Source organism: Mameliella sp. AT18, from assembly GCF_028807275.1.
Taxonomy (GTDB): domain Bacteria; phylum Pseudomonadota; class Alphaproteobacteria; order Rhodobacterales; family Rhodobacteraceae; genus Antarctobacter; species Antarctobacter albus.
The window spans coordinates 1-1,138 of the sequence record NZ_JARAMO010000240.1; the positions used below are offsets into that span (position 1 = coordinate 1).

The following is a 1,138-nucleotide window of genomic DNA, read 5'->3' on the forward strand; positions in this document are numbered from 1 at the left end:
ATCCTCGAAATCCGGCAATTGGCCGAGGTAGTCCCGCAGAATCTCGGCGGACAGCGTGGTCTCGAAACACTGCCAGCGCAGGGCCTGCGCGGCAGGTGCGTCGCCCAGGGCCTCCAGGATGCGCGCCTCCAGGCTGACCCGCGGCGGGGACATGTCCCCTTCACCCTCATCAAACGCGCGCCGCCCCGGTTTGCGCACCCAATCCAGCGCTTAGGCGCTGCGCCCGGCCTCAAGAAGCTGCGCCGCGATCCCCAGGGTGTCCTGCATGTGCGGGCGCTTTGCTGTTTCCAGCGCGACGAGCAGATCGAGATCCCCCCGCGCCCTGGCGATAGTCTGGCGCATCTCAACCCATTGCGAGGTCATGGAATAAAACCAGCAGTCTGGCACACGCAACGCTTCCTCGGCCTGCCGCTCGGCGATGACCTCTTTCAGGTCGGCATCCCAGCGCGCCAGGCTGTCTTGTGGTAGATGCGGCGCCACGGCGGTGGTGACTTCGGCCAGGTAGCCATGCGTGCTTTCGCCCAGGGCAGTCATGATCTTCTCGGGCAGCTGATCCGCCTCCGCGGGTGTCAGTCGCGGTGCCAGGTCGCCGGTCTCGGCGATCGCCTGATAATAGACGTCCTGTACACGGCCCGAGGACTCATCGACGCGCTCGAACACTTGTTCATGCGTGGCGATGAAGCGCAAAAGCCAGTCCAAGGCCAACGCAGGCGCCGCGGCGCCCAGCTCGGAGGCAAGGGTATCAGTCAGGCTGCGCAGGTCATCGGCAAAGGCGCGGGCCTTGTCCCATTCAATGAAACTCCTGGCCCGCGCCAAGCCGGAAAGCCGCCTGTCGACCAGCTTGGCAATCGCCACTGGCCCGGACTTGCCGGCCAGCGCTGCCTTGACCTGCCGCCGGAACCCGGCGTTGCGCTCGGCCTCGTCCAGCACCAGCTGCGCGAGCTTCTCGGCGCCGGGGTCTTTCAGCTTGTCGGTGGAAAGCGCGGGTTAGCGAGCCATGGGTGCATCTCGGTGTTGGGCAGTTTGTCAAAGTACCTGCCTCGGACAGATCTTTGGGGCAAGGCTTGAAACCTCGCTGACGAGAGGGGGCGGGAGGATGGCGGGGCTGCGAACCGCAATCGAAGCTCAGGACGGATCT

1 pseudogene is annotated in these 1,138 nt (G+C 65.5%); it reads right to left on the reverse strand.

Annotation, left to right across the window (positions count from 1 at the left end):
• A pseudogene (locus PVW46_RS21225) lies at positions 1-972 on the reverse strand (DUF6880 family protein); the annotation flags it as partial.
• Between the last annotated feature and the right edge of the window lie 166 nt (positions 973-1,138).